At 66.2% G+C, this 20,072-nt stretch carries 14 protein-coding genes and 1 pseudogene; 11 read left to right on the forward strand and 4 right to left on the reverse strand.

Annotated features, from left to right (window positions below; all coding sequences use genetic code 11):
* Positions 1 to 3 precede the first annotated feature (3 nt).
* On the reverse strand, positions 4 to 1,140 hold the full coding sequence (gene coxB, locus AC1DSD_RS13775; protein WP_478030849.1) for a cytochrome c oxidase subunit II: 1,137 nt from the start codon (positions 1,138 to 1,140) through the stop codon (positions 4 to 6).
* A gap of 179 nt (positions 1,141 to 1,319) precedes the next feature.
* Here coxB and AC1DSD_RS13780 point away from each other — a divergent pair, with 179 nt between their 5' ends.
* The 5 genes and pseudogenes from AC1DSD_RS13780 to maiA all read left to right on the forward strand — a co-directional run bounded on the left by AC1DSD_RS13780 (position 1,320) and on the right by maiA (position 5,319).
* Positions 1,320 to 2,060, forward strand: coding sequence for a pyridoxine 5'-phosphate synthase (locus AC1DSD_RS13780; RefSeq protein WP_478030851.1), 741 nt, complete (start codon positions 1,320 to 1,322; stop codon positions 2,058 to 2,060).
* A 201-nt stretch (positions 2,061 to 2,261) separates the two neighbouring features.
* A pseudogene (locus AC1DSD_RS13785) lies at positions 2,262 to 2,606 on the forward strand (holo-ACP synthase); the annotation flags it as partial.
* Positions 2,603 to 3,604 carry a signal peptidase I gene (gene lepB, locus AC1DSD_RS13790; protein WP_478030853.1) on the forward strand — a complete coding sequence of 334 codons (1,002 nt, stop codon included), beginning with the start codon at positions 2,603 to 2,605 and terminating at the stop codon, positions 3,602 to 3,604. The pseudogene AC1DSD_RS13785 and the gene lepB, both read left to right, overlap by 4 nt.
* Positions 3,605 to 4,693, forward strand: a complete 1,089-nt coding sequence (locus AC1DSD_RS13795; protein ID WP_478030855.1) for an AI-2E family transporter — start codon at positions 3,605 to 3,607, stop codon at positions 4,691 to 4,693.
* Positions 4,690 to 5,319, forward strand: a complete 630-nt coding sequence (maiA, locus tag AC1DSD_RS13800; RefSeq protein ID WP_478030856.1) for a maleylacetoacetate isomerase — start codon at positions 4,690 to 4,692, stop codon at positions 5,317 to 5,319. Before AC1DSD_RS13795 ends, maiA begins: the two co-directional genes overlap by 4 nt.
* 72 nt (positions 5,320 to 5,391) lie before the next feature.
* On the opposite strand, the gene AC1DSD_RS13805 is transcribed toward maiA, so the two are convergent.
* A complete protein-coding gene (locus tag AC1DSD_RS13805) occupies positions 5,392 to 6,609 on the reverse strand; it encodes an alpha/beta hydrolase fold domain-containing protein (RefSeq protein ID WP_478030858.1) in 1,218 nt (405 codons plus the stop codon).
* Entirely contained in the window at positions 6,606 to 7,634 is a 1,029-nt protein-coding gene (locus AC1DSD_RS13810) for an acyltransferase family protein (protein ID WP_478030859.1), read from the reverse strand. The genes AC1DSD_RS13805 and AC1DSD_RS13810 overlap by 4 nt, the downstream gene beginning before the upstream one ends.
* Before the next feature lie 164 nt (positions 7,635 to 7,798).
* Between AC1DSD_RS13810 and AC1DSD_RS13815 the strand changes: the two genes are divergently transcribed.
* Genes AC1DSD_RS13815 through AC1DSD_RS13830 form a run of 4 tightly spaced genes read left to right on the forward strand, consistent with a single transcriptional unit; the run spans position 7,799 to position 15,636 of the window.
* The gene (locus AC1DSD_RS13815) at positions 7,799 to 9,664 is read left to right on the forward strand and encodes a non-ribosomal peptide synthetase (protein ID WP_478030860.1); all 1,866 of its coding nucleotides are present in this window, start codon (positions 7,799 to 7,801) and stop codon (positions 9,662 to 9,664) included.
* 24 nt (positions 9,665 to 9,688) lie between these two features.
* Positions 9,689 to 10,951 (forward strand): cytochrome P450, encoded by a 1,263-nt coding sequence (locus AC1DSD_RS13820; protein ID WP_478030861.1) that lies wholly within the window; start codon positions 9,689 to 9,691, stop codon positions 10,949 to 10,951.
* Positions 10,952 to 10,957: 6 nt separating this feature from the next.
* Positions 10,958 to 14,953: a non-ribosomal peptide synthetase gene (locus AC1DSD_RS13825; RefSeq protein ID WP_478030862.1), complete on the forward strand. Its 3,996-nt coding sequence runs from the start codon at positions 10,958 to 10,960 to the stop codon at positions 14,951 to 14,953.
* A gap of 2 nt (positions 14,954 to 14,955) precedes the next feature.
* Entirely contained in the window at positions 14,956 to 15,636 is a 681-nt protein-coding gene (locus AC1DSD_RS13830; RefSeq protein WP_478030863.1) for a 4'-phosphopantetheinyl transferase family protein, read from the forward strand.
* Here the strand turns inward: AC1DSD_RS13830 and AC1DSD_RS13835 are convergent.
* Positions 15,591 to 17,117 carry a lipopolysaccharide biosynthesis protein gene (locus AC1DSD_RS13835; RefSeq protein WP_478030865.1) on the reverse strand — a complete coding sequence of 509 codons (1,527 nt, stop codon included), beginning with the start codon at positions 17,115 to 17,117 and terminating at the stop codon, positions 15,591 to 15,593. The two genes, AC1DSD_RS13830 and AC1DSD_RS13835, sit on opposite strands and share 46 nt — an antisense overlap.
* 175 nt (positions 17,118 to 17,292) lie before the next feature.
* Here AC1DSD_RS13835 and AC1DSD_RS13840 point away from each other — a divergent pair, with 175 nt between their 5' ends.
* Positions 17,293 to 17,943, forward strand: coding sequence for a DsbA family oxidoreductase (locus AC1DSD_RS13840; RefSeq protein ID WP_478030867.1), 651 nt, complete (start codon positions 17,293 to 17,295; stop codon positions 17,941 to 17,943).
* 85 nt (positions 17,944 to 18,028) lie between these two features.
* Entirely contained in the window at positions 18,029 to 20,050 is a 2,022-nt protein-coding gene (locus tag AC1DSD_RS13845; RefSeq protein ID WP_478030869.1) for a M13 family metallopeptidase, read from the forward strand.
* Positions 20,051 to 20,072: the final 22 nt, after the last annotated feature.

Here is a 20,072-nt window from a genome sequence, read left to right on the forward strand (position 1 = left end):
GTCTTACTGTCCAGTCGAATTGCCGGCAGCGGCATTGTCGGAGGCGGTCATATTGTCCGCGGGTGCGGCGGTGTTGGCATCCGCCGGAGCCGACGCATTGGCAGCAGCCGGCGCCGCGGCGGGTTCGGCCGCACCGGCGACCTTGCCGCCCTTGGCGACAACCCATTTGTTGTAGACGTCGAGCGGAACCGCTTCGACCGCGATCGGCATGTACGCATGCTTGGGACCGCACAATTCCGAGCACTGGCCGAAATAGAGGCCCTGCTTCTCGATCGTGAAGCTGGTCTCGTTGAGGCGGCCGGGGACGGCGTCGAGCTTGATCCAGAATGCCGGCATTGCCCAGCTGTGGATGACGTCGGCCGAGGTGGTGATCAGGCGGATCGGCACGCCGACCGGCAGCACGACGCGATTGTCGACCGCCAGCAGGCGGGGACCGTCGTCGTCGGTGCGCGCGCGCTCGCCCGGGCCGACCTCGTCCTTTTCCTTGAGCAGGTTGGCGGTGATTTCGAACCCGCCATTGTCCGGATAGCTATAGGTCCAATACCATTGGTTGCCGGTCACCTTGAGCGTGATGGCATTCTTCGGCGGCGGCGCGAATTGCGCCTGGAGCAGGCCGATCGACGGGATCGCCAGCAGCACGAGGATGACCACCGGGAGCAAGGTCCACACGACCTCGATCATCGTGTTGTGCGCGGTCTTCGACGGCACCGGGTTTGACCGGCGGTTATAGCGGAAGATCACCCAGAGCAGCAGGAGCAGCACAAACACCGAGATGATCGTGATCGTCCAGAGCAGCGGGCCGTTGTGGAACCAGGCGGCACGCTCGCCATTCTTGGTCACCTGCGGCTGGAGACCGATCTCACCATCGACCGGCTGGCCGATCCCTGCGACGGGCTTCATCGGTGGCGCGCCGTCCATCGACAGCAACGGATCGTTAGCCGCGGGCGCCGCCTTGGCATCCGGCGTCCCTTTGGGCACCGCCGTGACAACGATGGCCCCGGCAGGAGCGGCAGTCGTCGCCGCCGGAGTCGCGGCGGTGGCGGGCGGCGGCGCCGTGGGCGCCTGTGGCGCGGCCTGGCCGGCGCCGGCGAGCATCAGCCCCGCCGCCAGCATCGCTGTTTTCACAACCGTAAAGCGCATATTGTCGCGTCACCCTGTTCAAGCATTTGAGCCGCGGCAGCGGCCCCATAAGTCGCGGATTTGGCCCGTCTGGCCCGGGCCTATACGCCGCCCGCGTCGCAATCTTCAAGCGCGGGAGTCGATTTTCGCAGAGACATGACGTTGCGCGCCTCGAACCGGGCCCGTATCTGGGGCGTCAGATGAGCGGCTCCCCTTCCGAACGCCTGCGCCTGGGCGTCAATATCGACCATGTCGCGACCGTCCGCAACGCGCGCGGCTCCGGCTATCCCGATCCCGTGCGCGCCGCCTTGCTCGCGGCCGAGGCGGGTGCCGACGGGATCACCGCGCATCTGCGCGAGGACCGCCGCCACATCACCGACCACGATATCGCGCGGCTGTCGGCCGAGCTCCCGATCCCGCTCAACCTCGAAATGGCGGCGACCGACGAGATGCTGGAGATCGCGCTGCGTCATCGACCGCACGCGGCGTGCATCGTTCCCGAAAAGCGCGAGGAGCGCACCACCGAAGGCGGCCTCGACGCCGCGGGCCAGCACAATCACCTGGCGCCGATGGTCCGCGCGCTGGGCGCGGCCAATATCCGCGTCTCCTTGTTCATCGAGCCCGACCCGCGCCAGATCGAGGCGGCGCTGAGCCTCGGCGCGCCGGTGGTCGAGATCCATACCGGCCGCTATTGCGAGCTGGACGGTGAAGACCGCGCCGTCGAACTCCGCCGAATCGCCGATGCCGCAGCGCTCGCCGCCAAGAACGGGATCGAAGCGCATGCCGGCCACGGCCTGACCTTCGACAATGTCGTACCGATCGCCGCGATCGCGCAGATCCGCGAACTCAATATCGGGCATTTCCTGATTGGGGAGGCGATCTTCGACGGCTTGGCGCCGGTGGTGCGGCGGATGCGTGCTCTGATGGATGAGGCTAGGTGAGCCTAGCTCGATCCCGTCATCCCAGCGAAAGCTGGGATCTCAGGCCTTCGGAGCGCGCGCTTGCGGCACGAGACCCCAGCTTTCGCTGGGGCGACGGCCTGATGGGCGCGCTGATGTGCGTAGAGGCGCGCGGKGCCGGCCCGCGCGCCCACCCGGCCGCCCAGTCATGGTATCTTATGGGCGGCCGGATGGGGGTGCGGCGAGCGTGCCAAGGCGAATCGCCGCCCGTTCACCAAGGCCGGCACGCTGGCCAAGCGCTTCGCCGCCAAGGAAGCCTTTTCCAAGGCGGTCGGCACCGGGTTCAAGGCCGGCGTCTTCATGCGCGATATCGGTGTGGTCAATGCGCGATCGGGCGCGCCGACCCTGGCGCTGACCGGCGGCGCGAAAGCACGGCTCGACGCGATCACACCGGCTGGCCACGTGTCTTATATACATGTAACACTAACCGACGATCATCCCTGGGCGCAGGCCTTCGTGGTGATCGAGGCGCGGCCGGCCCCGGATGATGCTATCGGGTCGAGACATGGTATCGGGAATGACGAATGAGTGACGAGTTGGCGTTGAACGACGGAAAATTCGACCCCGTGGCACCGGCCGAAACCGCCAAGCCCGCGCCCGCGGACAAGTGGCGTGCGGGCGCACACGCCGTCTGGAAAGAGATTGCCGGCATCTTCTGGCTGATCCTCGCCGTGCTCGGCTTTCACAGCTTCATCGCCAAGCCATTCTACATCCCGTCCGAATCGATGCTGCCGGGGCTCGAGGTCGGCGACCAGTTGGTCGTCGCCAAATATGCTTATGGCTGGTCGTTCATCTCGCCCACCTTGCCCAACCCCATCGCGATGTGGCGCGATCTCGTCCAGCACAAGCCGCAGGAAAGCTGGGGCGTGCAATTGCCCTTCATCCACGGCCGACTGTTCGGCCGCCTGCCCGAGCGCGGCGATGTCGTCATCGTCACGCCTCCCGGGCGCAACACCGATTACATCAAGCGCGTGATCGGGCTGCCGGGCGACCGAATCGAGGTGCGCAACGGCGTCGTGTTCATCAACAATGTACCAGTGAAGCGCGGCCCGGTTCACTATGTCGACCTGCCCGATTATGGCGGCGTGGCGCTGACAGGTGAGGAATATGGCACGACCTGCGACATCCCCGGTGGCCTGCAGGGTCCGGCGAACAAGCATTTTTGCCGGTTGCCGCTGGTCCGCGAGACCTTGCCCAACGGGCGCAGCTTCGAAACGGTCGATCTCAGCCGCGGTACGCCGGACAGCGGTCCGAGCTATTACGAAGGCGACAATTACGGCCCGCGCGTGGTGCCGCCCGACCATGTCTTCCTGATGGGCGACAACCGCGAGCGCTCGGCGGACAGCCGCATCGCGCTCGACCAAGGCGGGCTGGGCGGCCCGGTGCCGTGGGAATATATCGGCGGCCGCGCCGAGTTCGTCACCTTTTCCAAGAACGGCAGGGCGACCTGGAACCCGCTGACCTGGTGGGGCGGGCTGCGCGGCGGCCGCGCGGGTACCTCGCTCCACCCGGCACGGGATAAATAAATGGCCGACGACACCCCAGCGCTGGTCGCCGAGCCCAGCCCCAACGAAATGCGCGATCCCGAGATGCGCCGCGAGCTGAAGCGCGCGGCCGTCTGGCTGGGGCTCGCCGCGACGATGGCGCTGGTGGTGATCCTGATCCAGCCGATCCTCATCATTCTGGCGGGTCTGGTATTCGCCTCGATGCTCGACGGCGGCGTGCGGCTGTTGGGCCGCGCTTTGCCGATCGCGCGCAGCTGGCGGTTGCTGATCGTCGTCATCCTGACGATCGCCTTCATCGGAATCGTCTTTTACAAGACGGGCGCGGGCGTGGTGATCCAGTTCCAACAGCTCCAGGCCACGCTCGAAATCCAGGCCGACCGCATGTCGCAATGGGCGGCAGCGCAGGGCATCCTGCCCGGAGCCGAAGATCTCAAGGGCCTCGCGCAACAGGCGTTGGGATCGGTCGGCAAGCTCACCAGCTGGATCGGTACTGCGCTCGGTGCGGTCACGACCTTGTTCATGATCATGGTCATCGGGCTGTTCGTCGCGATGGAACCCCGCATCTATGACCGCGGGCTGCAGTGGATGGTGCCGAGCGACTATCGCGCCGAATTCTCGATCACGCTCGGGCGGATGGCATCCCAGCTCCGGCGGCTGCTGGCCGGCCGCCTGGCGGGAATGGCGTTCGAAGGCGTGCTGATGTGGATCGCGCTCAGCATCGCCGGGATTCCGATGGCGCTGGTGCTCGGCATCATCACCGGCATGCTGGCGTTCATCCCCAATGTCGGCGCCTTCGTCAGCGGTGTCCTGATGATCTCGGTCGGTTTCAGCGCGGGTGTCGACAAGGGATTGTGGGCGATCTTCATCTATTTCGTCATCCAGACCTTCGACGGCTGGGTGGTGATCCCGTTGGTCGCGCGGCGCACGGTCGATCTGCCCCCGGCGCTGACCCTGTCGATGCAGATTCTCGCCTCGACCCTGTTCGGCGTGCTCGGCCTCGCGCTCGCCGACCCGCTGACCGCGATGATCAAGGTTGCGCTCGAGCGCAATTCGGAACGCACCGCCGAGGAGGATGCCGAAGCGGCGGCTGCCGGCATGGGGATGCTGTGACGATAAGGCTGCACGATTATTGGCGCTCGTCGGCGAGCTATCGTGTCCGCATCGCGCTGGCGATGAAGCAGGTCGACTATGAGCGTCATGACGTCAATCTGCTCAAGCGTGAGCACGTTTCACCGGAAAATCTCGCGGTCAATCCGCAGGGATTGGTGCCGACGCTGGAGATTGACGGCCATATTCTGGGCCAGAGCCTGGCGATCATCGACTATCTCGACGCGCGTTTTCCCAGTCCGCGGCTGATCCCGGCTGATGCGCTCGCCCGCGCCATGACCCTGCAACGCGCGCTGGTGATCGCCGCGGACATCCACCCGGTCGACAATCTGCGCGTCCTGCGCCGGCTGAACGAGATGGGTGTAGATCAGGCGGCGCGCGACGATTGGTACCGCCATTGGATCATCGAGGGCTTCACTGCGCTGGAGACCATGGCTGGCAGCGGCGCCTTCCTAGGCGGGAGATCGCCCGATTTGTCCGACGTCTGCCTGGTGCCCCAAATGTACAATGCGCGACGGCTGGAAACCCAACTTGAGGCCTTTCCCCGCCTGGTGGAGATCGATGCGCGGCTGACCGAGATCGACGCGGTCGCCGCGGCGCACCCCGACCGGTTCAAGCCCGCTGACTGAATAGCCGAGCGATCGGGCGGCGCTTGACCGCGTGCGAAAGCAGCCCGGCCGATCCAGGAACGGATACGCCAGTCAGTCCGCGAACGTCAGTCCGGTTAGCTTCGGCCCCGCTCCATGGTCGACGATGAATTGCGCGATGATCTGCCGCATCGCCTGGTTGGTGATGCTGTTATAGGTCGTGTTGAAATCATGCCCCGAATAGGGAAACAGGATCTGGTGGACCTCAAGACCGGCGGTATTTGCCTTGCGCACGAAATCCGTCCCGGCTTCCGGCGATAACAAGGGATCGGAGGCTCCGCCCAGGATCAGCGTCGGCGGATTGCTGGGGAATTGGAAATGGCGCAAATCGATCGCGGCATAACGATCGGGATAATCGCGCGGCGACCCGCCGATATAGCGCGTCAGGTATGAACGCTGCTCGTCACGCAATTCGCTAGCATAATACCACGACCCGATGACATCGATCAGCGGCGCTTTGGCGACCACGACCGCGATGTGCGGAATGGCGGGGCCGCATTCCGGGTCGGTGCGCTTGGCATTGGCCAGATATCCGGCGGCCATCGCCAGGCTGCCTCCAGCGGACCCGCCGGTCAGCGTCACGCGATCGAGGTCGATGTGCAGCGCGCCCGCATTGGCGACAGTCCAGGCGAGCGCGCATTGCACGTCGCGCGTGGCCAGATTCCAGGTCGGCCGATCGTCTCTGGCCAGCCGATAGTCGATGCTGACCACGGTCCAGCCATGGTCGGCGAACCAGCGCTGGTTCGCGGCGCCGAACGATCGGCTGCCCTGGAAGAAGCCTCCGCCATGCACCGCGATCAGCACCGGACTCAAGGTGCCGGCTGGGTTTGGCGCGGGGTGGTAGATATCGAGCCACAGGTCTTCGCCGCCCGGCCGCGAATAGATTCGGCTTTCGTCGGGGCGCGCGCCGTCCCGCACTTCGCGCAAGTCGAGCGCCCGGACGACGTTGATCCGCGCGCCGTTGACCTGCGCGATATAGAGCAAGTGGAGCATCACCCAGGTTGTCGCGAGAATGGTGACGACGGCGGTCACGACGAGGGCGATCGCGGCCCGGGATTTGAACAGCGAATTCGCCAGCAACCCGATCAACAGCGCGACGATCCCCCACAGGAACAGCCACGACGTGTGGTTGGGTACGACGCCCAACGCATAGATACGAAACCACGGGATGATCGGCACGACCGCGCCGATCAGGATGAGCAGGCACGGCAACACCATGATCCAGGCGATGGTCATCATGCCCGTGCGGCACAGTCTGAACGCCGTGCTCATACCGCGCCCTCGGGTGATGCGGCATCGGGCATTCCGATCGCTGCGGCGGGAGCCGGCGAGGCGACCGGCCGCACGCCCAGCACACCTGACAAATTGGGCAAGCGCGCGATCGCCACCCAAGTCGCCAATGTCGTGCCGGCCGCGAGCGCCAGTAGAGGCGCGCCAGAAAATCCCCAGGCGGACCACAAGGCGAACACCAGCGGATGCCAAAGGTAGAAGAACAGGCTGTCCCGGCCGATCGCACTGATCAGCGGAATGTCGAACGTTATCCGCCGCAACCAGGGAAACAAGGCGATCAGCGGAACGCACAGCAGCAGTTCGGCGGCTGCCTCGGCCGGAGTTGAGGGATGATCGTACAGACGCGACCACCACAGCAGCCCGACAAACGCGACTAGCAGCAGCGGATATTCGCGCGTCGGCGCGGGGCGGCGCGCGACCCACATCCCCAGCGTGAAATAGATCGGATAGATGAAATAGCGCCGGTCGGGCGTCCAGGCGCCGAATTGCCAGACATCGTGCCCGACGCCGAACACGTACATCGAACCAATGCTGATCGGGATGGCGATCGCCAGCATCGTCGCGGGACCGAGGCGACACAGCTTCGCCGCGAACATGAAGGCCAGGATGACCGGCACGAACCACAAATGATAAGGCGGGCGGATCACCGCATAGAATGGAGAGAACCACGCGATCGAGCCGGTGATCACCACCGCCACCGCACAGGCGGCGAGCCAGGGAAGCACCATGCGGTCATAATATTTCCGCAGCAGTCCCGCCGACGACAGGCTGCGCGCCAGTTCGAGGTTGAACAGATAACCGGTCAGGCCGATGAACAGCGGCATCCGGAAGCCGATGCCGAACCAGGTCAGGAAATGGTGGCGTTGGCTCAGTTCGGCAAAATGGCCGAGGATGACCAGGACGACCAGCGCGCCGCGAAACAGATCGATGCCCGAAACGCGCGGCTTGTCGACGCGCGGCGGGGGTGATGTCCACGCGACATCGCGGTTCTGAAGGCCCTCCCCCATAAGCAGGATATTGCCCGGGACGCGTTTCGATCCGTTGAGCGACGATGGTTAACGCGGCCTTCACTACTCGGCCTCTCTTAACCGCTCTTCGCCGAGCAGCGGGCACGAGAGGGTTGCCGCCGCTTTAAACGTTTCAAAACGACTGATCGGTTAAGCGCGAGCCTATGGCTAGTCAGCACAACGCATCGCTCCATTCGTCGCAGGGCGGCGAATCCCCGGCAACCCGCGCCGCCGCTTTCGTCGCGCCGCCCTTCTCGACGCCGCATGTCGTCGCGGAGATCGCCAAGCGCCATCCCGATTCCACCGCGCTGGTCGCACCCTGCGGCGTGCTCAGTTATGCCGAGCTCGACGCCCAAGCGAGCCGCGTCGCCGCCTGGCTGGCGTCGCAGGGCGTCGGTCGCGAATCGCTGGTCGGCGTGTGCCTCGAGCGCTCGTTCGACCAACTCGTCGTCGTGCTCGGCGCATGGAAAGCGGGTGCCGCCTATCTGCCACTCGATCCGAGCTGGCCCGACGGCCGCCTCCAGACGATCGTCGAGGAAGCCGCTTGTGCGCTCGTCGTCGGCCGCGGAGACACTGCCGCGCGCGTGCCCAATAGCCCGACCCCGGTCGTCACGCTCGACTGGCAGGCCCCGGAGCTCGCTACCGCCGAGCCGCTCGCCGCGGCGCCCAACGATCCCGATGCGCTCGCTTATGTCATCTATACCTCGGGCACGACCGGCAAGCCCAAAGGCGTCGAGGTCACCCACGCCAATCTCTCCTGGCTGATCGGCTGGCATAACGAGGCGTTCGGCGTCACCGCCGACGATCGCGGCAGCCACCTTGCCGGTCTCGGCTTCGACGCTTCGGTCTGGGAAGTCTGGCCGTATCTGTGCGCCGGCGCCTCGGTGGTGCTGGCGACCGACGACGTCCGCACCTCGGACGAGCGGTTGCGCGCGTGGCTGATCGTCCAGGGCGTCACCGTCGCTTTCGTTCCCACCGCGCTTGCGCAGGACCTGGTCCGCGACGATTGGGCGATGGGCACCAAGCTCCGCTACATCCTGACCGGCGCCGATCGGCTGCTCGGTCGTCCGCGTCCGGGTCTGCCCTTCGCGTTGGTCAACAATTACGGCCCGACCGAATGCACCGTCGTCGCCACGTCGGCGATCGTGCCGCCGGGCAACGAGGAAACCGGGCTTCCCGCGATCGGCTATCCGATCAAGGGCACGACGATCCGCATCCTCGACGGCGAGCGCAAGGCCGTTGCCGATGGCGAACAGGGCGAAATCTATATCGGCGGTCCGCAAGTCGCGCGCGGCTATCGCCATCAGCCCGAGCTCTCCGCCGCCGCCTTCATCATGATCGACGGCGAGCGCTTCTACCGCACCGGCGACCGCGCCGCGTGGCGCCCCGATGGCCAGCTCACGTTCCACGGCCGCGTCGACGACCAGGCCAAGGTGCGCGGCCATCGCGTCGAGCCCGAGGAAACCGCGAGCGTCCTGCGCACCCATCCCGGCGTCCGCTCGGGCGCGGTGATCGCGGCGCCCTCGCCCGATGGCGGCGACATGCTCGTCGCCTATGTCGTCGAGAAGGACCCGCTGTCGGCCGAAGAACTGCGCGAATTCCTCGGCAAGACCCTGCCCGAATATATGATCCCCGGCGCGTTCGTCCGGATCGACGCGCTGCCGCTGACGCCCAACGGCAAGCTCGACAAGCGCGCTCTGCCCGAACCGAGCGACGCCAACGCCCTCGCCTCGGCCGGGTTCGCCGCGCCCGAGACGCCGGCCGAAGCAAAGCTCGCCGAGATCCTCGAAGGCGTGCTTGGCCGCGGCAATGTCGGGGTCGACGACAATTTCTTCCTGCTCGGCGGTCACTCGCTGCTCGGCACCCAGGTGGTGCTGCGCGCGGGCGAGGCGTTCGGCATCGATCTGACGCTGCGAGACCTGTTCCAGGCGCCGACCATCCGCCAGCTCGCCGCGCGGATCGAGGAGATCGTGTTCGCGATGATCGAGGCGATGGACGACGACGAAGCCGCCACGCGCGCCCAGCAATAACGGCCCAACGGAGAGCCGAGAGATATGACCGAGCATTCGCCCATCGCCGCGGCCCAGCCGTTCGACCCGAGCCTCAGCCTGTTCCAGCTGCTCGACCCGGCAGTGCATGCCGATCCCTTCCCGTTCTACCGCCGACTCCGCGAGGAAGCGCCGGTGATGTGGGATCCGTTCATGCACACCTGGGTCGTCACTCGGTACGAGGACGTGCATTTCGTGCTGAAGGAATTCAGCGCGGACCGCACGCCCGATCCCAAGAAGATGGAGGCGCTCGGCCTGCCCTCGCTCGGCCCCGTCGCCGATCTGATGGCGCGGCAGATGCTGTTCCTCGACGCGCCGGACCACACCCGCCTGCGCAAATTGTGCATGAGCGCGTTCACCCCGCGCCGGGTCGATGCGATGGAGGACAAGGTCCGCGAGATCGCGCACGACCTGATCGACCAGGCGGTGCAAGGCGGCGAGTGCGAGCTGATCGCCGATTTCGCCGAGCCCTTCCCGGCGATCGTCACGGCCGGCCTGCTCGGCGTGCCGCTCGAGGACCATCGCCAGCTCAAGGCCTGGTCGGCGACCTTCGCCGAGATGCTCGGCAATTTCCAGCACAACCCCGACCGCGTCCGCGACGTCCTCAAGTGCGTCGCCGACATGACCGGCTATTTCCGCGATGCCGTTCGCGAGCAGGAGCGCAACCCGCATGACGGGCTGATCCGCTCGCTGATGGATGCCGAGGTCGACGGCCAGCGCCTGTCCGAGGACGAGGTCATCGCCAACACGATCGTGACGATGGTGGGCGGTCAGGAGACCACGACCAATCTGATCGGCAATGGGATTCTGACGCTCACTCGTCAGCCCGACAAGATGGCGCAATTGCGCGCGCATCCCGAGATCATCGAAAGCGCGGTCGAGGAATTGCTGCGCTATGAGACGCCGAGCCAGCACACCGCCCGCATCGTCAAGCAGGACACCGAGATCGGCGGCAAGCTGATGAAGAAGGGCGAGGCGGTGATGGCGGTGATGGCGGCCGGCAACCGCGATCCCGAACGCTTCCCCAATCCCGACGAGCTCGATCTGACCCGCACCGACAACCGTCACCTCGCCTTTGGCTGGGCGGCGCATTTCTGCTTCGGCGCGGCGCTGGCGCGGATGGAAGCGCGGATCTCGTACCTCGCCCTGCTCGCGCGGATGGAGGACATTCGCGTCGCGGTGCCCGAGAGCACGCTCGAATGGCGCACCAATTCGGGGCTGCGCGGGTTGAGCGCCCTCCCGCTCGCCTTCCGCCCCGTGGAGGCCTGAACACCCATGAATGCGCATGTCGACCTGTCCGCGTCGAAGCGGGCACTGCTCGAAAAGATGATGCGCGGCGGTGGTGTCGCCGCCGCCAAGCCGCAGCAGATCGAGAAGCGCGCGCCCGACGCGGAGATTCCGCTGTCGGCCGACCAGCGCCAGGTGTGGCTCCACGCCATCATGGCGCCGGACGTGCCGCTCTATAACGAATCGATCACGATCCACCGCTTCGGCAGTTTCGACCGCGGCGCGATGGAGCGCAGCGTTAACGAGATATTGCGTCGGCACGAAGCGTGGCGCACCGCGTTCGTCGAGGAAGGCGGCGTGCTGGTGCAGCGCGTGCGCGAGCATCACGACATCGTGCTGCCCTATGACGATGTCAGCCATCTGCCCGAAGCCGAGCGCGACGCCGCCGCGCTGGCGATCGGCCAGGAGGATGCGCGCCGCGCGATCGACCTGAACGACGCGCCGCTGTTCCGCGCGCGCATCGTCAAGCTCGCCGACGACAATCACCGGCTCTATTTCACGCTCCACCACATCATCTTCGACGGCGTCGCGATCTATCGCGTGATCGTGCCCGAGCTGGCGAAATTGTACGACGCGTTCTCGCGCGGCGCGCCCTCGCCGCTGGCGATGCCGGCGCTGCAATATGGCGATTACACGATCTGGCAGCAGGAGCATCTGAAGAGCGCGCCGATCCAGAAGCAGATCGACTATTGGCGCCGCATGCTCGCCGATGCGCCGCCCAAGCTCGAACTGGTCGGCGACCGCACCAAGCCGGCGCGCCCGACCCATGCCGGGTCGATGGAAGTGTTCGAGATTCCGAACGACCTGATCGAAAACTTGAAGCTGGTCGGACAACGCCACGGCGTCACGCTCTACATGACCCTGCTCGCCGCCTATCACGCGCAGCTCCACCTCTATTCGGGCGACGAGGATATCATCGTCGGCGGGGTTACTGACCTGCGCCGCCGCCCCGAACTCGAAAATGTCGTCGGCTATTTCCTCAACACGATCGCGCTGAGGGCTAGGCCCAAAGGCGAGACGCGGTTCAGCGATTTCCTGACCGAAGTGCGCGACTCGGTGCTCGGCGCGCTAGCCGCGAGCGAAGCGCCGTTCGACGAAGTCGTCCGCGCGCTCGACGTCAAGCGCCGGCCGGGCACGCATCCCTTGTTCAATTGCCTGTTCTCGATCGAGCCGCCGGTCGATCCGTTCCCCGACGGCTGGGACCTGACCCAGATGGATGTCGTCGTGGGTGGCGCGAAATTCGACCTCTATCTCGAACTCGACGAGCGCCAGGGCGAGGGAATGCACGGTCGCTTCCTCTATTCGACCGAATTGTTCGATCCGTCGACGGTGCGGCGGATGATCGGTCATTATCTGACGATCCTCGAAGGCGTGGTCGCGGATGCGACGCTGCCGCTCAAGGATTTGCCGTTGCTCGGCGCAACCGAGCGCCACCAATTGCAGGTCGAGTGGAACGACACCGCCGTGCCGCTGTCGCCGGCGATGCTGTCCGAAGCGTTCCGTACGCAAGTCGCCGACCGGCCCGATGCCATTGCCATCCGCTTCGGCAATCAGGCGGTCAGCTATGCCGCGCTCGACGCGCGTGCCGACGCGATCGCCGCGGCCTTGCATGCGGCGGGGCTCAAACAGGGCGACCTGGTCGGCATCTGCCTCGACCGTTCGCCCGATATGGTCGCCGCCTTGTTTGCGGTGCACCGGATCGGCGCCGCCTATCTGCCGCTCGATCCCGATTTCCCCGCCGCGCGGCTCGATTATATCGCGACCGACGCGGGTGCCGCGGCGCTGTTGACCGAGCGACGCCTGAGCCACGTCCTGCCCGGCTGCCCGCTCAAGCGCATTCTGATCGACGACGTCGCGCCGGCCGGCACCACGCGTCCGTCGGTCGCCGTCCAGGCGACCGACCTCGCCTACGTCCTCTACACATCGGGCTCGACCGGCAATCCCAAGGGTGTCGAGATCGGCCATCAAGCGCTGATCAACCTGCTGACCTCGTTCCGCGCCAACCCCGGCTTCACGTCCGAGGATTCGCTGGTCGCGGTCACCACCTTGTCGTTCGACATTGCCGCGCTCGAACTGTTCCTGCCGCTGATCAGCGGCGGCGAGCTGATCGTTGCGCCCAAGAGCGTCACCGCCGACCCGCGCCAGTTGAACGAGCTATTCGTCGGCGCCAAACCGAGCGTCATGCAGGCGACCCCCGCGACCTGGCGTGCGCTGATCGAGGCGAACTGGCAAGGATCGCCGACCTTGCGCATCCTGTGCGGTGGCGAAGCCCTGTCGCGCGACCTCGCCGAAAGCCTGATCCAACGCTCGGGCGAGCTATGGAACGTCTACGGCCCGACCGAGACCACGATCTGGTCGACCGTCGCGCGCATCACGCCCGGCGACGGCCCGGTGCCGATCGGCCGCCCGATCGCCAACACGACGATCCATATCCTCGACCGCTATGGCAACACCGCGCCGATCGGCGTGGTCGGCGAATTGTTCATCGGCGGCGCCGGCCTCGCGCACGGCTATCGCCACCGCGCCGACCTCACCGCCGAGCGCTTCGTCGAGATCCGTGGCGAGCGCCTCTACCGCACCGGCGACCTCGCCCGCTATCGGCCCGACGGCACGATCCTGTGCCTCGGCCGCGTCGACAATGACGAGAAGATCCGCGGCTATCGCGTCGCGGTCGAGGAGATCGAAGGCGCGCTCGCCGAGCATCCCGACATCGCCGCCGCCGCCGTGCGCAGCTGGCCCGACGCCTCGGGCGAACGCGCACTCGCGGCCTATATCGTCACCCGCGGCGACACGCCGCCGAGCCGCGCCGAGCTGCGCGAGCATCTCGCCCGGACGCTGCCCGATTACATGATCCCCTCGCATTTCGAGCATCTGCCGGCCTTGCCGATGACGCCAAATGCGAAAGTCGACCGCAAGGCGCTGCCGCAGCCTGGTGGCGCGGGTGCGCGCGAGATCGAACCGCCGCAGGGCGAGACCGAGGAGAAGCTCGCCGCGATCTGGTGCGACCTGCTGCGTATCGGCCAGGTCAGCCGCGACGACAGCTTCTTCGAACTCGGCGGGCATTCGCTGCTCGTCGCGCGGCTGCTCGTCCGCATCGAACAGCAATGGGGCCGCCGCATCGGCATGGCCGAATTCTTCCAGGCGCCGGCGCTCGAAAAGCTCGCCGAGCGGATCGAGGGCAATGTCATTGCCGATCTCGGCGAGTGGGTGCCGCTCCAGCCGCTCGGCGACGAATTGCCGCTATTGTGGCTCGACGGCGGCCCGACCTTCATGGCGCTGGCGGAAGCGATGGGCACCGACCGCCCGTTCCTCGGGCTGCCGCTCGGCCCGATCCTCGAGCGCACCTTGCAGCCGGGCATGACGTTCGAGCAGATGGCGTCGGAGATCGTCACGGTGATCCGCGAGAGCCGCCCGCACGGTCCGTATCTGATCGGCGGCTGGTGCACCAACGGCATCATGGCGTTCGAGGTCGCGCGGCAATTGCGCGCCGCGGGCGAAGACGTGCCGCTGCTCGCGCTCGGCCATACGATGAACCCGGTCGCATTCCAGAAGATTACCTCGACGCAGATGCGGATGAGCAAGGCGCGCTACCATCTCGGCGTGTGGAGCAATCTGCCGATCGGCAAGCGGCTGGATTACGCCTTCGACCGCGCGCGGGGCCTGATGGAAGATGTCGGCGTCGCCGAGATCGCCGAGCGCGAGGGTCGCTACCGCGTCTTCGCCGCGCAGATGGAGCAGGCCGCGTATAGCTATTTCCCCGGCGACTATGACGGCGTGGTCGCCTTGTTCCAGCCGGCCGAACGGCTGGCGGTGCTCGACAGCCGCCCGGGTTGGTCGGAAGTCGTACGGGGCTCGCTCGAATCGTTCGACGTTCCCGGCACGCACGGCACGATGGCCGAGCCGCCGAACGTCGCGACCTTCGCGCAGCGGCTGAACGAAGCGCTCGATCGGGCCTGCCGGCCGGGCCGCCGCCTGAGGCCCTGATCATGGAGATGGTCGCGATCGACCGCGCCGCGCCGGGCATTGCGACCCTGACGTTGCTCGACCTCGACCTGCCGCGCGCGGAACTCGACGAATATCGTTGCTGGCTCGACGCGGACGAATGTCGGCGGGCGGCGGCTTTCCGTCGTCCGGTCGACCGCGACCGATTTGTCGCTCGGCGCGGACTGATGCGCGCGCATCTCGGTCAGGAACTGGGTATCGCGCCGCAGATGGTGTGCATCGCCACGGACGAGCACGGCAAGCCGTTTCTGCGCGACGATCCCGATCTCGCCTTCAACCTCTCGCATTCGAACGGGCTGGCGCTGCTGGCGACGATGCGCGGAGGGTCGATCGGTTGCGACATCGAATGGCGCAATCCCGAACTGGCCTGTCCGCGCGTCGCCCAACGGCTGTTCGCGGCCGAAGAATATGCGACGCTGACCGCGCTCCCGAGCGAGCTATGGATCGCCGGCTTCTATAATTGCTGGACGCGAAAGGAAGCGTACGTGAAAGCGCTCGGCCTCGGCCTCTCGCACCCGCTCGACGCCTTCACCGTGTCGGTGGCCCCCGGCGAGCCAGCACGCGTCACCAGCGGCGAGCCGGGTTGGATTTTGGCTTCGTTCGAGCCCGCGCCCGGCTATCAGGCGGCGCTGGTGACCTGGGCCGGGCCTTCGCCCGCGCGATAATAAGGCTTGCCGCGCACCATCGAGATCGCCTCGAGCACAATGTCTTTCGAGAACAGCCACAGCCAGCCGAGATAGGCGACGCCGCCTGCCGCGACCAGGATCGCGAGGCGAAGCTGCACCGCCATCGCCGGCAGGATGGTGTCGATCCCCACGACCAGCGCGCCCATTGCCAGTGCCGGCGTCACCGTCGGCGCGATCGCTTTCGTCAGCGCCATCGCCGACAACCCGAGCACCGGCAGCACCCGCCATGCGGTGATCGCGAGGTAGATCGTGTAGGCAAAGAACCAGGAAGCGGCGAGCCCGGTCACACCCCAGCGCAGCCCGACCACGAACGCCAGCGGCAACAGTACCGCCCCGATCATACCGGTATGGACGTTGATTCCAGGCCGCCCCATCGCGCTGCACGCCGGGCTGAACAGCACCTGGAGCGTCATTGCCGGCATCGCCACCGCGAGCAGGCGGACGAGCGGCGCGCCCTCGACCCATTTGGGTCCGAGCACGGTCGCCACCAGCGGCCCGGCGGTCACCGCCAGCCCGACATAGAAAGGCATCGCCACCAGCATCACCATCCGCGACGATCGCGCGAAACCTTGGGCGACGGCATCGCGATCATCCTGCATCCGCGCATAGATCGAAAAGGCGACGTCGTTGATCGCCGGCACGAACTTCGACACCAGGATCTGCGTCAGGAACAGCCCGGTCGTATAGAGCCCGAGCGTCGCCGGATCGAGCACGCGGCCGGCGATGAACACGTCGGCCTGGCTCTGCAGCACCCAGAAGAATTGCCCCGCCGCCATCAGCCCGCCGAACTTGGCGAGCTCGCCCGCGCCGCGGAAGTCGAACAGCGGGCGGTAGCGATGCCCCGACACCCTGGTCATCCCGATCGCGCGTGTGATGTACAATACCGCCGGCGCCAGGATCAGCGTCCACACGCCTAGCCCGGCATAAGCACCCGCCAGCGCCGCCACGGCACCGGTGATCGACGACAGGAAATAGACCTTGGCTTGCCGCTTGAAGTCGATCGCCCGCGCCAGCAGTGCGTAGGGGAAGGCGACGAATGGCGTCGTGGCATAAATGAATGCCTGAACCCGCAGCAGGTCGGCGACGATCGGCTGGTGGAAATAGGCCGCGACCAAGGGCGCCATCAGGAACTGCACCGCGCCCAGCCCGAAATTGAGCACGATCAGCATGCCGTACAGCTGGCGGATCGTGCGCTCGTCGGCGTCGGGCTTCTGGATCAGCCCGCTCGCCAACCCCGCGCCGTTGAGCATGTTGAGCACCGCCAGCACGACCTGGGTCATCGCGAACAGGCCGTAATCGTGCGGATCGAGGATGCGGATGACCAGGAAGGTCGCGCCCCAGGTGATGATCTGTCCGACGATCTGCGCGCCCGAGCGCCAGATCACCGCCGACCGCGCCTGCGCAAACAGCGAAGGCGACGGCGATTCCTCTTCCGGCTTGGACACGGGCGCATGCAGCATCGCCGCTTCATGCACCCGACACGATTAAGTGCGCGTAAACCGCGTCGTAACGCCGCGCGCCACTTTCCCGACGCGCGACGCACTGCGGAAACGGCGGCGCCTGGGCCGCAGCCCTGATGAAACGCGCCGGCTCGATCCTTATCTGTGCCGCGACCGCGACACGAAAGGATAGCCGATGCCCCGTCCCATCAAGATCGATTTCGTTTCCGACGTCGCCTGCCCGTGGTGCGCGGTGGGGCTTAACGGGCTGGAGGAAGCGTTGGCGCGCACCGGCGACCTGGTCGATGCGCACATCACGTTCCAGCCGTTCGAGCTCAATCCCGACATGCCGCCGGAAGGCGAGGATTCGGTCGAGCATATCACGCGCAAATACGGCATCAGCGCCGAGCAAGCGGCCGCCAATCGCGAGACGATCCGCGACCGCGCCGCGACGGTCGGCTTCGACATGGCGATGTTGGGCGAGCGGCGGCTACACAACACGTTCGACGCGCACCGCCTTCTTCATTGGGCCGAGACCGAAGGGCGCCAGGTCGCGCTCAAACATGCCTTGCTTGCGGCCAACTTCACCCAAGGGCTGGACGTGTCCGATCACGACATCCTGGTCTCCATTGCCGAACAGGCCGGGCTCGACGGCGCCGCCGCGCGCGAAGTCCTGTCCTCGGGCCGCTATGCGCAAGAGGTCCGCGACGCCGAGCGTCTGTGGCAGTCGCGCGGCATCAACTCGGTGCCGGCGATCGTCATCGACGGCCGCTATCTGATTTCGGGCGGACAGCCGCCGGAAGCGTTCGAGCGCGCGCTGCGCCAGATCGTCGCCGAAGCCGCCTGAACCGGGGCAACAAGATTCCGCTTTTGTCGGCCGCCATAGTCTGACAACACACCGCGCGAGCGATCATCGAGCGGGGAGTTTCGTCATGGCGATCAAGCGGGTTGCTGCGCTGTTGCTGCTGGGCATGTCGGGGCTGGCGCTTGCCCAGACCGCACCCAAGCCGAAATACGGTCCCTGGGGCGTCGATTACACCTCGATGGACAAGGCAACCAAGCCCGGCGACGATTTCTTCCGCTACGCCGAGGGCAGCTGGCTCAAGACCGCGCCGATCGCACCCGACAAGGCGCGCGCCGGCTATAATTACGACATGCCCGACGAGAGCGAGGCGGAAGTCCGCAAGCTGGTCGAGGATGCCGGCCCCAACCCCGCCGATCCCAAGATGCGCCGGATCACCAATTTCTATGGCGCCTGGATGGACCAGGCCGGGATCGAGGCGCGCGGCACTGCGCCGCTCAAGCCCTGGCTCGCGCGGATCGCCGCGGTCGGCACTACCAACCAGCTCGTCGCGCTGATGGCCGAGCCCGGTTACGCCGCGCCGATCAACATCGGGGTCAGCCCCAATTCCAAGGATCCGACCCATTATACGGTCGACACCGGCCAAGCCCGGCTCGGCCTGCCGACGCGCGATTATTATCTGCTGCCCGACGCCAAGTACGTCGGCTACCGCAAGGCCTATCGCGACTATATCATCCATATCCAGCAGCTGGCCGGGATCTCGGATGCCGCGGCCAAGGCCGATGCGATCATCGCGCTCGAGACAAAGCTGGCGCAGGACCAATGGACGCCCGAAGCGCGGCGCGACCCGGTCAAGACCTACAACCCGATGGACCGCGCCGGCCTCAACAAGCTGGCGCCGCAATTCGACTGGACCCCGGTGCTGGCCAAGATCGGCCTGGGCAAGATGCCGATCGTGGTCGTCGCCGAACCCAGCGCGGTGACCGCTGCGGGCAAGGCGATCGAGACGACGCCGCTCGCCACCTGGAAGGACTGGATGACCTTCCGCTTCATCAGCGACCATGCGCAATATCTGCCCAAGACGTTCGACGATACGCGGTTCGATTTCTACAGCCGGACGATGCAGGACGTGCAGAGCCAGCCCGAGCGCTGGAAGCGCGGCGTGCGCCTGCTCAACGACTATCTCGGCGAGGCAGTCGGCGAGCTTTACGCCCAGCATCACTGGACCGCCGACACCGACAAGCAGATGACCGAACTGATCGGCGATTTGCGCGCCGCGTATAAGGAGAAGATCGACAACGCGGCATGGATGGACGACCCGACCCGCAAGGAAGCGCTCGCCAAGCTTGCCTCGTTCGATCCGCGGATCGGGCATCCGGCCAAATATATCGATTATTCGGCGATGACGGTGTCGCGGACCGATCCGCTCGGCAATGCGATCGCTGCCGAGGATTTCCAGTGGAAGCTCGAATTGTCGCGGCTGCCCAAGCCGGTCGACCGCGGGCTGTGGGACATGAATGTCCAGGAAGTGAACGCTTATTACAACCCGCTGATGAACCAGGTGACGTTCCCGGCGGCGATCCTGCAACCACCGTTCTTCGATCCCGCCGCCGATCCTGCAGTCAATTACGGCGAGACCGGTGCCACGATCGGCCACGAAATGGGTCACGGCTTTGACGACGAAGGCCGCCAGTTCGACGCACAAGGCAAATTGCGCGATTGGTGGACCAAGGAATCGGCCGACCGCTACACCGCGCACGCGCAAAAGCTGGTCGCGCAGTTCAACGGCTATGAGCCAATCCCTGGCGTCCACATCAAGGGCGAGCTGACCCTGGGCGAGAATCTCGGCGATCTCGGCGGGCTCGAAGCCGCATACGCTGCGTATCGGCGCTATGTCGCGCGCCATGGCGAGCCGGCGGTGATCGACGGCTATACCGGCGACCAGCGCTTCTTCATCGCCTATGCGCAGAGCTGGCAAGGCAAGGCACGCGAAGGCGCGTTACGCGCGCAACTTCTGTCCAACCCGCACAGCCCGGAGGAATATCGCGTCAACGGCATCGTCCGGAACATGGACGCCTGGTACGCCGCGTTCGGCGTCAAGCCGGGCGACAAATTGTACCTGGCGCCCGAGGATCGCGTCCACGTTTGGTAGCGGCGGCAAGGTCTCGAGCATT

This window comes from Sphingomonas sp. P4_D12 (assembly GCF_056401895.1).

Bases quoted from the DNA above. Each gene is read 5' to 3' on its own strand.
- AC1DSD_RS13835 (WP_478030865.1), bottom strand. From the start codon at position 17,117: ATGCTGCATGCGCCCGTGTCCAAGCCGGAAGAGGAATCGCCGTCGCCT.
- AC1DSD_RS13845 (WP_478030869.1), top strand. From the start codon at position 18,029: ATGGCGATCAAGCGGGTTGCTGCGCTGTTGCTGCTGGGCATGTCGGGG.
- AC1DSD_RS13815 (WP_478030860.1), top strand. From the start codon at position 7,799: ATGGCTAGTCAGCACAACGCATCGCTCCATTCGTCGCAGGGCGGCGAA.
- AC1DSD_RS13795 (WP_478030855.1), top strand. From the start codon at position 3,605: ATGGCCGACGACACCCCAGCGCTGGTCGCCGAGCCCAGCCCCAACGAA.
- AC1DSD_RS13820 (WP_478030861.1), top strand. From the start codon at position 9,689: ATGACCGAGCATTCGCCCATCGCCGCGGCCCAGCCGTTCGACCCGAGC.
- AC1DSD_RS13780 (WP_478030851.1), top strand. From the start codon at position 1,320: ATGAGCGGCTCCCCTTCCGAACGCCTGCGCCTGGGCGTCAATATCGAC.
- AC1DSD_RS13825 (WP_478030862.1), top strand. From the start codon at position 10,958: ATGAATGCGCATGTCGACCTGTCCGCGTCGAAGCGGGCACTGCTCGAA.
- AC1DSD_RS13810 (WP_478030859.1), bottom strand. From the start codon at position 7,634: ATGGGGGAGGGCCTTCAGAACCGCGATGTCGCGTGGACATCACCCCCG.
- AC1DSD_RS13840 (WP_478030867.1), top strand. From the start codon at position 17,293: ATGCCCCGTCCCATCAAGATCGATTTCGTTTCCGACGTCGCCTGCCCG.
- AC1DSD_RS13805 (WP_478030858.1), bottom strand. From the start codon at position 6,609: ATGAGCACGGCGTTCAGACTGTGCCGCACGGGCATGATGACCATCGCC.
- lepB (WP_478030853.1), top strand. From the start codon at position 2,603: ATGAGTGACGAGTTGGCGTTGAACGACGGAAAATTCGACCCCGTGGCA.
- coxB (WP_478030849.1), bottom strand. From the start codon at position 1,140: ATGCGCTTTACGGTTGTGAAAACAGCGATGCTGGCGGCGGGGCTGATG.
- AC1DSD_RS13830 (WP_478030863.1), top strand. From the start codon at position 14,956: ATGGAGATGGTCGCGATCGACCGCGCCGCGCCGGGCATTGCGACCCTG.